General features: G+C 32.8%; 13 protein-coding genes. 6 read left to right on the forward strand and 7 right to left on the reverse strand.

The window, feature by feature from the left end; genetic code table 11:
* A partial coding sequence (locus tag Q0891_RS13985; protein WP_299102562.1) for a PKD domain-containing protein occupies positions 1-2,003 on the reverse strand: 2,003 nt, incomplete at its 3' end.
* Between the two features lie 15 nt (positions 2,004-2,018).
* Positions 2,019-2,480: a hypothetical protein gene (locus tag Q0891_RS13990; protein ID WP_299102563.1), complete on the reverse strand. Its 462-nt coding sequence runs from the start codon at positions 2,478-2,480 to the stop codon at positions 2,019-2,021.
* Between the two features lie 197 nt (positions 2,481-2,677).
* Here Q0891_RS13990 and folE point away from each other — a divergent pair, with 197 nt between their 5' ends.
* The 6 genes from folE (at position 2,678) to Q0891_RS14020 (ending at position 7,359) form a co-directional block, all read left to right on the forward strand.
* On the forward strand, positions 2,678-3,355 hold the full coding sequence (gene folE, locus Q0891_RS13995; protein WP_299102564.1) for a GTP cyclohydrolase I FolE: 678 nt from the start codon (positions 2,678-2,680) through the stop codon (positions 3,353-3,355).
* A gap of 34 nt (positions 3,356-3,389) precedes the next feature.
* Complete coding sequence (gene cysS / locus Q0891_RS14000; RefSeq protein WP_299102565.1) at positions 3,390-4,871, forward strand: cysteine--tRNA ligase; 1,482 nt, start codon at positions 3,390-3,392, stop codon at positions 4,869-4,871.
* 2 nt (positions 4,872-4,873) lie between these two features.
* On the forward strand, positions 4,874-5,107 hold the full coding sequence (gene yidD, locus Q0891_RS14005; RefSeq protein ID WP_299102566.1) for a membrane protein insertion efficiency factor YidD: 234 nt from the start codon (positions 4,874-4,876) through the stop codon (positions 5,105-5,107).
* Positions 5,108-5,172: 65 nt separating this feature from the next.
* Positions 5,173-5,997, forward strand: coding sequence for a prolipoprotein diacylglyceryl transferase (gene lgt / locus Q0891_RS14010; protein WP_299102567.1), 825 nt, complete (start codon positions 5,173-5,175; stop codon positions 5,995-5,997).
* Positions 5,997-6,503, forward strand: coding sequence for a DUF192 domain-containing protein (locus Q0891_RS14015; RefSeq protein WP_299102569.1), 507 nt, complete (start codon positions 5,997-5,999; stop codon positions 6,501-6,503). Before lgt ends, Q0891_RS14015 begins: the two co-directional genes overlap by 1 nt.
* On the forward strand, positions 6,496-7,359 hold the full coding sequence (locus Q0891_RS14020; RefSeq protein WP_299102570.1) for an alpha/beta fold hydrolase: 864 nt from the start codon (positions 6,496-6,498) through the stop codon (positions 7,357-7,359). Before Q0891_RS14015 ends, Q0891_RS14020 begins: the two co-directional genes overlap by 8 nt.
* Before the next feature lie 56 nt (positions 7,360-7,415).
* Here Q0891_RS14020 and secDF read toward each other — a convergent pair whose 3' ends face one another.
* The 5 genes from secDF to Q0891_RS14045 all read right to left on the reverse strand — a co-directional run bounded on the left by secDF (position 7,416) and on the right by Q0891_RS14045 (position 14,380).
* Positions 7,416-10,472, reverse strand: a complete 3,057-nt coding sequence (gene secDF / locus Q0891_RS14025; protein WP_299102572.1) for a protein translocase subunit SecDF — start codon at positions 10,470-10,472, stop codon at positions 7,416-7,418.
* Positions 10,473-10,646: 174 nt separating this feature from the next.
* Positions 10,647-11,258: a hypothetical protein gene (locus Q0891_RS14030; RefSeq protein WP_299102573.1), complete on the reverse strand. Its 612-nt coding sequence runs from the start codon at positions 11,256-11,258 to the stop codon at positions 10,647-10,649.
* A gap of 39 nt (positions 11,259-11,297) precedes the next feature.
* The gene (locus Q0891_RS14035; RefSeq protein WP_299102574.1) at positions 11,298-12,203 is read right to left on the reverse strand and encodes a hypothetical protein; all 906 of its coding nucleotides are present in this window, start codon (positions 12,201-12,203) and stop codon (positions 11,298-11,300) included.
* Between the two features lie 74 nt (positions 12,204-12,277).
* Complete coding sequence (gene mdh / locus Q0891_RS14040; RefSeq protein ID WP_299102575.1) at positions 12,278-13,204, reverse strand: malate dehydrogenase; 927 nt, start codon at positions 13,202-13,204, stop codon at positions 12,278-12,280.
* Between the two features lie 129 nt (positions 13,205-13,333).
* Positions 13,334-14,380, reverse strand: a complete 1,047-nt coding sequence (locus Q0891_RS14045) for a DUF6588 family protein (protein WP_299102577.1) — start codon at positions 14,378-14,380, stop codon at positions 13,334-13,336.
* Between the last annotated feature and the right edge of the window lie 26 nt (positions 14,381-14,406).

Consider the following 14,406-nt stretch of genomic DNA (forward strand, 5'->3'; position numbering starts at 1 on the left):
GCATCTTCAAAATTTAAATGGTAACTAACCGTGAAATCTGTAGACGATTGACTTCCTAATATTAACGCCGTCTGTGTACTTAAATCGAATTCTTCAAAACCATCATTACTAGAATCATCACATAACTCCAAGTCTGAAACTGGATTGATTGTAGGTTGTCCCGCAACATTTAAAGTAAAAGATAAAATTTCATAACAATCCGTATCTAAATATTCTACTCTTACATGTATCGTTTCTAAATCTACACCTGAATAACTACTCGTATTAGTTATTGCAGAGGCATCTGCTTCCGCATCTGCGAATGAATTATGATATGTTACCACATAATCCGTTGAATTATCAGTATTTGCGAGAATCACAGAAGTATTCGACTCTAAATCAAATATGTAAGGAGGAATTCCTGTATCACACAAATATAAATTACTTGGTGCTTCAGTAACAATTTCTGGATAAACATCAAAACATACAACTTCCGTATACTCGCAACCAAAATCATCCATAACTCTGTAAGTATAACAATGTTGACCAGCTGTATCTGGCAGCACAGTTATATCATTACCTGATGTACTAGTAATTGTTGGGTCTGCATCCCAAGCTTCAGAAGTAATAACAGGTGTAAAAGAAAGTTCTGGTGGCTGCAAATTTGGATCGAAATTAATAACCCATGAAAAGATAGTACCATCATCTACGGTTAAATTATCAACTACTCTAATAGTCCAATCACCATTTAAGGGACTTCCTAATAAGCTTGAGAAATTATCAACAGGTAAATACGTACCAGGAGTCCATGATGCAGAAGGAGGATTCGATCCTGCTGTAATAGTAGGTCCTTGATTTAATAGAACTGATCCTGAAAGAGAAAAACAGTAATCTGCACCAATTCCTGGCACCTGATTATCTAAATTATTTGCTCCACCAAAATAGGTTCCACCTCCACCTCTATCATATAATTGGGCAACCTGACCTGATGGACTTATAATATCGATCTCTAAATCGTTAGACCATGAATGCTCCATGTTTATACAAATCTCAACAATCTGATTCACATCTGTTAAGGTTTGATTGGAATCATAACAATCTACAGTTATCGATGTTTCATAAGTAGCTCCTGATTGATCTGGTAAAACAGTAGTTCCACTGGCAGGAGGTGTACAATCATTTATAAATTCTACTGCATTAACCACACCCGAAATGGTAGTACTTTCTCCAAAACACAAACTTGGTGCATCAAACACAGTTCCTGCCGCTTCAGTGCCTGTAAAATCTGGTTCTGTAGCGACTTGTATAACTTGATTTATCAAATTCGTATTTGAACAACCTTCAGGAATTACAGTTGTATTAGTATCATTTATATTCAAATTAACAATATACACGCCTGGCGTGTCATAAGAAAATGTAGCTGTTTGACCGTCAACAGTATTTCCATCTCCTAGATCCCATTGGTACGAGGCACCTGTTCCATCTAACGAAAAATTTCCACTACCTGTTAATGTAATTTCTTCATTAGGACATACTCTAATATAACCATCACCATTTGGTGTTGGCGAATACGTATCAATTTGAGATGTAATAGTCTGACAAGGTGTTAAACATGAAATATTAGCTACCCATCCTGTGGTATTACCATTATCATTTGAAACAAATTCTATGGTAAGACAACCACTCGCATTTCCTGCTGTTGCAGTTACCAATCCTGGACTATCAACTCCAGAAAACGAACCAAAAGCGGTTGCTGCATCAACTACATCACCATTATAAATGGTCATAACGTCTGCATTTAACTGCGTGCTAAATTCCGTAAAGTCTATCTGTACTTTCTGTTCTGCATTTTCAGGACAAATCGTTAAAACAAAACTTTCATCATTTCCATAAGGTCCAAATTCTCCACCTGAGTCGTAAAAAACGCCTCCACATTGACTGACCGTTGCTGTTTGCATTAATACATCTTGCCCTATAACTAAAGAAGAACATAATAATGCTAAAATTGTAATTATATATTTCATATTATATAGCTTCTTTTATTGATATTGAGATTTAACTACTATATAATAATCAGTATTATCTACTTGATATATAGCGGCTGAACGAGAATGAAATTGAAAATTATACTTTAAAGGATTAAAGTTTGATGGATTAAAGTCTGAATCCCTTTCTAAATCTTTATTAAAGCTATTAAAAACGGTAACTTCAGATAGTTTTGTACAATCTTTCTTTTTTCCATTATTAGAGATTCTTTCTATAACAACTCTATTTCTGAGAATATTTTTTATACTCATTAAACGGAATGGATTATTATACACATACTTTTCTGCAAATTCTCCATAAACCTCATCAATTTGAGAACGTTCATTAGCTGTAAGCGGTAATTTTACGTTATCTCTAAATTCTATAACTTTTAAGGGTTGTTGCTTTGAAGATTGTTGACCTAATACTATTAAGGGTAGTAATGTTAAGGCCATTATAACAAATAGTTTTTTCATTATTCAAATGGATTTTTTAAAGTTTCGAAAATTAAGAAAATTTTGATTAAACCATTGTTAATTTGACAAGGATATTGACATTTTAACGGTTTTAACTATATAACAGTTATATAAATATTTTCCCTACCTAATTCATCCTATTTTTATTGTTTATCTTTGCAACTTGCTTTTAAAAACTGAAACACAATTATTTTAAAATGAAAATCGACAGTGATTTTAACGATATAGATGCTTTAGGAGATGACCACATTGGCACCTCTAGCGATACACCTTTAAGAACAGATGCTTTTAAGCTTTCGAGCAGTGAAAAAATTGATCTTATTAAAGATGATGTAAAACATATTTTAGAAACCTTAGGATTAGATCTAAACGATGACAGTTTAAAAGGTACTCCAAACCGTGTTGCAAAAATGTTTGTAAATGAAATTTTTGGAGGATTAGATCCTCATAAAAAACCAAGTGCCTCTACTTTTGATAATAAGTACAAGTATGGCGAAATGTTAGTAGAAAAAAACATAACTGTATATTCTACTTGCGAGCATCACTTATTACCAATTGTTGGAAGAGCACACATTGCATACATATCTAATGGTACTGTTGTTGGTCTATCTAAAATGAACAGAATTGTTGATTATTATTCTAAACGACCACAGGTACAAGAACGTTTAACTATTCAAATAGTTAAAGAACTTCAACGCGTATTAAATACCGATGATGTAGCTTGTGTAATTGACGCTAAACACTTGTGCGTAAACTCTAGAGGTATCAGAGATATTGAAAGTAGTACAGTAACTTCAGAATTTGGAGGAAAGTTTAAAGAAAAAGAAACACGAAGAGAACTACTAGATTATATTAAATTGGATACTAAGTTTTAATTCAATTTATTGATTCATTTTTCAAAATAGCATCATGTCATTATATAATACTCAAGAACTAAAAATATACAATACGCTATCTGGCGAAAAAGATGTTTTTCAACCTATTACGGAAGGCTATGTTGGCATGTACGTCTGTGGACCTACGGTTTACAGTAATGTGCATTTAGGTAATGTAAGAACATTCATGTCTTTTGATATGATTTTTCGCTACCTCAAGCATTTAGGCTATAAAGTAAGATATGTACGTAATATTACTGATGCTGGTCATTTAGAAAATGATGCTGATGCTGGTGAAGACAAAATTACTAAAAAAGCGCGCTTAGAGGCTATAGAACCTATGGAAATTGTACAACGTTATACTGTTGATTTTCATAATGTACTTAACACCTTCAACTTTTTACCACCTAGTATAGAACCAACAGCGACAGGTCATATTATTGAGCAAATAGATTTAATTCAGTCCATAATAGATAATGGTTTTGCTTACATAGTTAATGGCTCTGTATATTTTGATGTCCATAAATATAACGAAACTAATGAGTATGGTATTTTAAGTAAACGAAAGCTAGAAGACTTAATTCATAATACTAGAGCTTTAGATGGGCAAAGCGACAAGAAAAACCCACAAGATTTTGCACTTTGGAAAAAAGCTGAACCTACTCACATTATGCGTTGGCCTTCGCCTTGGAGTGATGGTTTTCCTGGTTGGCACTTAGAATGTACAGCAATGAGCACCAAATATTTGGGTGAGTTTTTTGATATTCATGGTGGCGGAATGGATTTAAAATTCCCGCATCACGAATGTGAAATTGCACAAAATCAAGCTGCAAAAGGACAAGCGCCTGTAAAATATTGGATGCATGCTAATATGCTAGAACTTAATGGCGCTCGTATGAGTAAATCTACAGGTAATTATATTAATCCGGCAGAATTGCTTTCTGGTAAAAATGACATTATGTCTAAAGCTTATAATCCTAGTGTTATTCGCTTTTTTATGATGCAAGCTTCTTACAGGAGTGTTTTAGACTTAACAGATGCTGGTTTAGCAGCTGCAGAAAAAGGATTTCATAGATTAATGGATGCGTATGGCCTCATTGAGAGCTTAAAAACAGATACAACATCGTCATTTAATGTAACAGAATGGAAACAGAAATGTTACAACGCAATGAATGATGATTTTAATACCCCTATTTTAATTGCCACACTTTTTGAAGCTGTAAAATTCATTAACCTAGTTAAAGACGGAACTGCATCAGTAACTCCAGAGGATTTAGCAAGCCTGAAAGAAACAATTGATACTTTTGTTTTTGATGTTTTGGGCTTAGTTAACATCTCTAAAGAAAATACAGGTAGTGACAGATTAGCTAGTGCTGTTGAAATTTTAATAAACCTTAGAAAAGAAGCACGCTTAAATAAGGACTTTGCGTTATCAGATAAAATTAGAGATGAATTAGCAGAAGCTGGTATTCAACTTAACGATAGTAGAGAAGGGACTACATTTACGACTAACTAAGCGTGAAAAAAATATTAACATACCCTTTTTTATTACTGATTAAATTCTACCAAACATTTATTTCTCCCATAACACCTGCTACTTGTAGATATCAACCAACGTGTTCTCATTATGCCAAGGAGGCTTTAGAAGTGCACGGTTTTTTTAAAGGTGGTTGGCTTGCGATTAAACGAATTTTTAGTTGTCATCCCTTTGGAGGAAAAGGATATGACCCAGTTCCGCCAAAAGACCATTAATATTAAGTTAATCTCATTTTCTATCATCATCAAAATAGTATCTTTACCACATAAATTGAATATATATGTTTTTATTACAGATTGAATGGGATCCTATAAAATTTATTGATTTAGGATTTTTTAAACTTCATTTTTACAGCCTAATGTGGATTACGGCCTTTATTCTTGGCTTTCAAATCACTAAGCGCATTTATAAAAATGAAGGTGAGTCTGAGGAATCTTTAGATTCATTGTTTATTTATTCTGTTTTAGGGATTATGCTTGGTGCAAGATTGGGCCATGTTATATTCTACCAGTCAGAGCTTATTACCGAAGACTTTTTTAGCATCTTTTTACCATTTAAATTTAAAGGTGGTTTTGAGTTTACAGGTTTTCAAGGATTAGCTAGCCATGGTGCAGCAATAGCAATGATTATTTCTATGTACTTATATAACAAAAAAGTACTCCATAAATCTGTCCTTTGGATTTTAGATCGTGTGGTAATACCTGTTGCATTAGGCGCTGTATTTGTAAGAATAGGAAACTTTATTAATTCTGAGATTATTGGAAAAGAAACGGGAAGTGATTTTGGTGTTATTTTTAAACAATTGGGAGAAACAGCCCCAAGACATCCTGCTCAATTATATGAAGCATTCTGCTACATATTTGTGTTCTTAATTTTATTTTACTTCTATTGGAAAACAAAAAAGTCTGAACAACAAGGTTTTTTATTTGGTCTATTCTTAGTATTACTTTGGTCAGTGAGATTCTTTGTGGAATTTGTAAAAGAAGCTCAGAACTTAGAACGTGCTTCTTGGGCACTCAATACTGGCCAATTACTCAGTATTCCGTTTATTATAATAGGACTCTATTTTATGTTTGTTTACAAACCCAAAACAAAACTAAGCTAATGCGACTCCTTCCTTATTTTAAAGTTACCATGATATCATTTTTTCTAATAATTGCGTCTTCTTGTAAAGAAGAAAAATCTACAAAAACGGAAGATAAAGTTATTGTTAGCTTTAAAAAAGAAGGTCTCCTTTCACTCAAAAAAGCGAATTCTGATTCTATAATTAAAACTATAGATATTGAAATTGCTGACACCGATTACGAAACGCAAACAGGTTTAATGTATAGAACTAAACTTGACACTAATCAAGGTATGCTCTTTATTTTTCCTAATGTACAGATGCGCAGTTTCTACATGAAAAACACAAAAATACCATTAGACATTATTTACATAGACGAAGACTTATCTATTGTCAGTTTTCAAAAAAATGCAAAACCTTTTGACGAGACTTCACTTCCTTCAGAGGCACCAGCTAAATATGTATTAGAAATTAATGGTGGATTATCTGATGAATGGCAACTAAGTGTTGGCGATAAGATTAGTTTCACTCAAACAACAAATGATTAAAGGTGCAGATGTAAATATCAACACACCCTTAGGACACCAAATAGGGCTAACCGTATTTAAACCTAAATCTTCAAACCAAAAAAGTATAATTATCTCATCTGCAACAGGAGTTCTTCAATATTACTATAGTAAATTTTCTGTTTATTTTTCTGAATTAGGTTACACTGTTTACACGTTTGATTATTCCGGAATTGGAAAATCTAATAAGAATACATCACAATTAAAGTCAAGTATAGTCGATTTAAAAACTTGGGGTGAAAACGATCAAGCTTCAGTTATTGATTATGCTATACTTCAAAATACTGATCATAAATTAATATTAATTACACACAGCATTGGTGGTCAAATTTTGGCTTTCAATAAAAATGTTTCAAAAATAGATACTATTATAACTGTAGCTTCACAAAGTGGCTACTGGAAACATTGGAAAGGTTTTGAACGCCTTAAAATGATTACGTTTTGGTATGTTTTAATTCCTGTATTAACGCCTTTATTTGGTTATTTTCCAGCGAAAAAAATTGGGCTTTTTGAAAATTTACCAAAGTTCATGGCCTATCAATGGCAGCGTTGGGGCAAACACAAAGACTACATATTGAGTGAATTTAAATCTGATGAACTTCAATTCAAAAATTTTGATAGAAGCATGTTAGCCCTGAGCTTCCCAAATGATGAATTTGCAAGCAAATCTTCAGTAGATTGGTTAGCAAATCAATTTGTAAATGCTAAAGTGGATAGACAACATATAGCACCTAATGATTTAAATATTGACAATGTTGGTCATTTTGGATTCTTTAGAAAAAAGTTTCAAGATTCATTGTGGAACATGATTAATGATTGGATAATAAATAAAGTGTAGACAAGAAAAAAGCCTTTCTATTAAGAAAGGCTTTTTGGTATTCTATTTAAATCAGCTTAAGCGTCTTCTTCAACTTCTTTCACTTTTTTCTTAAGCGCTTCAGTAGCATTTCCTTTCTTAGCTGTATCATACATTATAGGTGTTGCTATAAATACAGAAGAATATGTACCTACAATTACACCAACAATTAATGCGAATAATAAATCTTTTAATGAATCTGCACCAAAAACAAACATCGCTAATAATACTACTAAAGTAGTTAATGATGTATTTAATGTTCTCGAGATTGTACTGTTAATTGATTTGTTTATAGTGGTATCAAAATTCCAACCTAAGTTTTCATTAAAGTACTCTCTAATTCTATCAAATACAACAACGGTATCATTAAGTGAGTAACCTATTACAGTTAAGATTGCTGCAATAAATGTTTGATCTATTTCCATACTGAATGGCATAAAACGCCATGTTAATGAATAGATACCTAATACAATTAACACATCATGGAAAACTGCAGCTACAGCACCAAGTGAGAATTGCCATTTCTTAAATCTTAATAAGATATATAAGAATACCACAACTAAAGATCCTAAGATTGCCCAGATAGATGATTTCTTGATGTCATCTGCAATTGTTGGACTTACCTTACTAGATAACATCTTTCCAATTTTCTTGTCGCCAGAACCATCCAAGAATTCAGCATATGTCATTCCTTCAGGAAGATATTTTTGAAGTGATGTAAACAACATAGATTGAACTTTCTCATCTGCTTCAGTAGAACTATCTTCAACCATATATTTAGTCGAAATTTTTAATTGATTAGCTCCACCGATTGTTTTTACCTCAGCACTTTCAAATACCGCGTTAAGGTCGCTTTTAACTTCCTCTACACTCATATCTTGAGCAAAACGTACTTGGTAAGTTCGTCCTCCAACAAAATCAATACCTTGATCTAATCCTGTTGTAAATAATGAGCCTAAACTTGCTAAAATAAATACACCAGAAATGATGTAGGCGATCTTACGTTTTCTTAAGAAATCGATATTGATGTTCTTAAATAAGTTTTTAGTTAAACCTGTTGAGAAATCTAATCTACCACCTCTATTTACATACCAATCAACTAACAAACGTGTAATGAATATTGCTGTAAATAATGATGTTAAAATACCTATGATTAACGTTGTAGCGAAACCTTTTATTGGTCCTGTACCAAATACAAATAAAATTAATGCTGTTAATCCTGTAGTAATGTTTGCATCTAAGATTGAAGATAAAGCATTAGAAAAACCATCCTTAATAGATTCCTTTTGAGATTTACCTTTTGCAAGCTCTTCTCTAATACGTTCAAAAATAAGTACGTTAGCATCTACCGAAATACCAATTGTTAATACAATACCTGCAATACCTGGTAATGTTAACACAGCTCCTAAACTTGCTAAAACACCAAAGATTAATAAGATGTTAAACAATAAGGCGATATCTGCAAATCCACCAGCTTTTCCGTAGTAAAAAATCATCCAGATTAAAACAAATGCTAATGCTATAATAAATGATTTCATTCCACTATCAATAGCCTCTTGTCCTAAAGAAGGACCAACTTCATCAGCTTGCACAATCTCTGCAGATGCAGGTAATTTACCAGCTCTTAATACGTTTGCTAAATCTACCGCTTCCGCTAAAGTAAATGATCCAGAAATCTGAGATCTACCTCCAGAAATTCCTCCAGATTGTGTTACTCCTGGCGCAGAATAAACGATGTTATCTAAAACTATTGCGATGTTACCATCTGTTAAATTCGCTTCTTTGGTCATTTCTTCCCAAATTTTTGCACCTGTAGGATCCATTTGCATACTTACTGCTGGTCTATTTACTTGATCGTAATCTTGACCTGCATCAGTAATAACGGCACCACTTAACTTTGGCTCGTTATCTCTATTACCTTTTATAGCGTATAATTCTGAATACTCAGAATCTTCTGCTTGAATTCCCCAAGCGAACTTTACGTAACGCATTTCTGCCGGTAACAATGCTCTATTTTTAGCTGCATTTAAATTTGCTAATACTGTCTCTTTATCTTTCTTTAAGAAAATTCCGATTACAGATCCTCCTCTTCCGAACTCCTGAATACCAATTGGGTATATATCAGCTAAACTTGTAGCACTTGTAGAATCAGATTCTATTTGACCCGTTAAATCATCAATAGCATCTGAAGTTGCATCTTGCTCATCTTCTACTTCTGCAACTTCCTCTACAGTTTCTTTGGCTTTATTTTCCTCAACCATTTTCTGGTTAACTTCCATGATATATGGTAATACATCTTGTGCTTTGTAAGTATCCCAAAACTGTAATTGCGCTGTTTTAGTTACTAAATCCTTAACACGCTCTATATCCTTAGCTCCTGGTAATTCTAAAAGGATACGACCAGAGTTTCCTAAACGTTGAATGTTTGGAGACGTTACACCAAATTTATCAATACGTTTACGTAATACCTCAAAAGCAGATACAATAGACTCATCTATTTTAGTTTCAATAATACCTTTAACCTCATTATCTGACATATCAGAAGAAATAACTCCTAAATTAGATCGGTTAGCAAAAATATCTGGAGACGCTAATTTAGTATCTCCTTTTATTGCATCAAATGCTGTGAAAAATGACTGTAAATAAGAATCTTGTGAATCTTTTTGTAATTCCTCAGCATCATCTAAAGCTTTATTAAATAAAGGATCTTTACTATTATCAGATATTCCTTTTAAGATATCTCTTACTGAAATTTGTAGAATAACATTTATACCACCTTTAAGGTCTAAACCTAAATTCATGGCATTGTTCTCTACTTCCGTGTAGTCATATTGTGCTATTCCTAAATTATAGACATCAATAGACTCAAACTCGTCTCCTACTTTTATTTTCTCAGTTTTTAAAGAGTCTAAGTAATGTACTTCTTCTATACCTCTCTTAGTTTGGTAGTCCTCTACCGTGTCTGCGTATTTAGCTACTGCTGCTTGTTTTGCTTCATCTTCAATTTGATTCGCTTTAAACGTAAATGATAATTGATAAATACTTACCAAACCAAATAAAAGCGCAAATAGCTTAATTATTCCTTTGTTTTGCATTGTTGTTGATTTTAATATCGAATTGTATATTAGTATAAACTAGTTATCTAAAACTAGCGCGCAAATATAGCCTTTACACTATAATTCGACAATATTTTTTATGAATTAGATGTTTAGCTTTTTGATTGACAAAAGCTTATGTTTTGAAGTAGAATTTTTTCAGATTAAAATTCTTTAAACCATTGGTCCTGCTCTTACTTCAGGGATTTTGTAAGATGACGTATTTTTTAAAATTGCAGCTTTTTTATAAGTTGCAATAATAGAATTTACAATACAATTATTTGGTTCAGGATAAACCTGATTACCTAAGTTCTGTACTTTTAATGTATGAGATTGATCTGTTTTATGATTAAACTCAGCCACTTGTGTTCCTTCTAAATCCCAGGCAATTGGTGTTTGGGCCTTAATTTCAGAAACATTAATCTTATAATCATTTGCTTTCTGATTATCTGGAAACTCAGTGGATGACTGATCTGTTTTATTATTAAATATTTCAAAACCCTCTGCATTATACAGCGCATCTTGAATTTGCATTACATCTGCGGTACTGTAATAAGTAATTCTTAATAGACCAGAATTACTTTGACCGATTGTAATATCAGAAACACCAATACTTTTAAGCTTTTCTTGAATAGACAGAATAGCGTTTTCACTTTCCTCAATTGAAGTAGTTTCATTTGAAAACTGAATAACAATTTGCTGATTTGGTGCTTCGCCTTGCTCAAAAAACGTTCCTAAAAACGCTAAGAGTACAGCTAGTATTCCAAAATGCAATTTGGTTTTCATGGGACAAATATAAAAAAAATAAAGAAGGGACGTTTTTTATTATTTTTCAAGTTCTGTAACTTGTAAAAATTTCAGTTTTGGAATACGTTTATGAGAACTCAATATATACGATAGGTTTTGAGCTTCTTCTAAACTAAAATCTCCAGAAATTTGGCTGCGACCTCCTTTTATCGCTCCATTGCTAACCGTTGGTGCTGAGCGCACCACATCGTTAAGGCATATTGCTATACAAGTGCCAGTTCTGTAAGCATCATTTGTAACTTTCTCCCAACTATAAGCACCGTAATCATTCATATTAATACTTACTCCTGGCCTATTTAATTGATCAAAGTCTTGTATTACTTCTGTGATATGACCTTCGTTGACCAATGCTCTTCCTTTATCGTTAGTCTTAACACCATAAATATTTATATAGCCATTTACTGGCTCGTCATACAAAAACTTTAAATGCTTAAAATCTTCTTTAAAAAGTGTTTTAATATTTTCTTGATTTATAAATGTATTAAACGCTACAGTATCTGTAATCTTTACTGTAATAAGGCCTTTATCACTATAGGATTGCACCAATGTTTCTAGTATGCTCGATTTTTCATCATCTTGATTTAACTTGTCTGCATCAGATAAGAAAGTGAACACATCATAATGGGAATAACATGGCCAAAAATCTAATTTTCCTTCATTTAGAATAATATTATTTATGCGTTCTATTTTAAAATCTGATTTGAGTTTAATTAAAATTTCATCTTTAGAGTCCATAGTAACATCGACTCCTCCAGAAAACTTACTTAAACGTTTTTTAATCACTTCTAATGTTATTCTTTTAGCTTCGTTAGAAATATTCTCGGCATTGTCAAAACTATAACTAATCTCGTAAGCATACTTAGGTGTAAAATTAACACAAGAGTAAGCGAGGCAGATTACTAAAAAATAAAGTAGTTTTCTCATTTTATGAATTTACATAAAAATAAAAAAGACTGTATTTCTACAGTCTTTTTTATTTAAACAAAATATATTGAATCTTATAATTCTAAAAGTCCATTAGTTTTCTTAACACCTTCTGCACTTTCTGCCATGTGTGCCTTTTCTGCATCACTTAAAGGTACGTCAACAATCTTTTCAATTCCATTTCTACCTAAAATTACTGGTACACCAATACAAAGGTCGCTTAATCCATATTCACCATCTAATAATGTTGAACAAGGGAAAATTTTCTTCTGATCACAAGCAATGGCTTGCACTAAACCACTTACTGCTGCACCTGGAGCATACCAAGCAGAAGTACCTAATAATTTAGTTAATGTTGCACCACCTACTTTAGTATCTGCAGCTACTTGCTCTAAACGTTCTTCTGATAAAAACTCAGAAACTTTAATACTATTTCTAGTAGCATGAGATGTTAACGGCACCATACCTTTATCGCTATGTCCACCAATTACCATTCCGTCTACATCACTAATAGGCGCTTCTAACGCTTCAGCTAATCTGTACTTAAAACGTGCAGAATCTAATGCGCCACCCATTCCTATAATTCTATGCTTAGGCAAACCTGTAACTTTATGAGCCAAATATGTCATAGTGTCCATTGGGTTACTAACCACAATAAGAATAGTATTTGGAGAATGCTCTACTAAACTAGTAGAAACCGTTTTTACAATACCTGCGTTTATTCCAATTAATTCTTCACGAGTCATTCCTGGTTTACGAGGAATACCTGAAGTTATTACACAAATATCACTACCTGCTGTTTTAGTATAATCGTTTGTACTACCTGTTATTTTGGTATCAAAACCATTCAACGATGCACATTGCATAAGGTCCATTGCTTTTCCTTCTGCATAGCCTTCTTTAATATCTAAAATTACAACTTCTGAAGCAAAGTTTTTTATTGCAATATATTCTGCACAACTTGCACCTACTGCACCTGCGCCAACTACGGTTACTTTCATAATTATTTATGTTTATTTAATGTGAAACTATGTGTTATAAACGAACACAAATTTACGAATAAAAATACTTTAAAAGAAGAAAGCACAAGAGTAAATCTTGTGCTTTCTTTAATATTTAAAAAACTAAAATTATCTTACACTAAAGGCAATACCAACGGTTGCTGTATTATATTCTTGAAATGTATAATCGGCAAATATTTTAAATATACTTAGGTTAATTCTTGCTCCTAAAGTTGCTCGCATTCCACTTGTTTCAAAATCTAGATTTATTGGATCTGTTACACTCACATCTTCTGGAAGTCCTGCAGTATTTCCGTTTTCGTCCTCAATATCGTAAGTTAAAATATAATCACCTTTCATTTTAGTTGTTGTTTTTCCGCTATTATATCCTGCACTGCCATATATTGTTAGTAGCTTAAAATCTAATGATGCTAGAGCCTGAACTGTCCATGTATTCATCTTAAATTCTGCTTCCCCATCCATTACTTGAACATTATCTGAAGCATCTTCATCTGACATGGCGTAAGTAACACTCATGTTAGTAAAAGCGCCTAATATTGAAACGCTTAAAGGCGATTTATCTACTATCCCTAAATACTGTGTTAAATCGTGTTGCAAACCAAATCCTAATAATTTAGCCTCCACATCATCGTAACTTTGAGTTGGCACAAAACGTGCTTTTATATCAGTTTTAAAGGGTAAACCAAAACCAACTTGAACAGTTGGAGCTGGCACAGCATTAACAGGTAAGTCTTCTGTAATACCTCCTGGCATGGTAAAACTTACCACTTTGAATGTACCATCTCCATTAGGAATTTCAACATCTACCATTACTTCTGTGTCATCCTCACTCATTATGGTTTGTATCTCTGACTCATTATTTGGTAACGATAAATAAGAATAATCGCTAGGAATAAAAGCAAATGCCTTTGCCTCTTCTGGTACTAAAGAAGCATTAACGCCTATAGTTAAATCAAAGCCAAACTTTTTATGAACTTTAGCCGTTGTTGCCCATCCACCGTTCATACTATACATTAATCCTTCCATTGCTGGATTTAAATAGTTTTGCGAAAGTAAACTAGCATCATCCGCAGCTAACAATATTGTTTCTAAGTCTTGAGCCTTAGCGAATTGAAAACATGAGATTAAAACTATTGTAGCGATTATTTTTTTCATCTGTCAAGGATTTAATTTGCCGTAAA

Origin of the sequence: uncultured Winogradskyella sp., assembly GCF_947498005.1 — a bacterium.
Taxonomy (GTDB): domain Bacteria; phylum Bacteroidota; class Bacteroidia; order Flavobacteriales; family Flavobacteriaceae; genus Winogradskyella.